At 67.4% G+C, this 279-nt stretch carries 1 protein-coding gene; it reads right to left on the reverse strand.

The genetic code is table 11. From position 1 onward, the window contains the following. A partial coding sequence (locus tag EN786_RS37420) for a helix-turn-helix transcriptional regulator (RefSeq protein ID WP_135910239.1) occupies positions 1-279 on the reverse strand: 279 nt, incomplete at both ends.

A 279-nucleotide genomic window follows, 5' to 3' on the forward strand; every position in this document is an offset into this window, starting at 1 on the left:
GGCGGTCGATGTCCTGGCGAGGCGGCGCGCCGAACAGGCGGCGATATTCGCGGCTGAATTGCGAGGGGCTGTCATAGCCGACCGCGAAGCCGGCAGCACCCGCGCTCGCCCCGTCCGCCAGCATCAGCCTTCGCGCTTCCTGCAGCCGCAATTGTTTTTGGTATTCGAGCGGGGTCATGCGGGTGATCGCCTTGAAGTGGGCGTGAAGCGACGACGGGCTCATGCCCGACGCGGCGGCAATCTCGTCGATCCGCAACTGCGTGTGGAAGCCGCCCCGGA

The organism is Mesorhizobium sp. M4B.F.Ca.ET.143.01.1.1, assembly GCF_004792275.1.
GTDB lineage: Bacteria > Pseudomonadota > Alphaproteobacteria > Rhizobiales > Rhizobiaceae > Mesorhizobium > Mesorhizobium abyssinicae.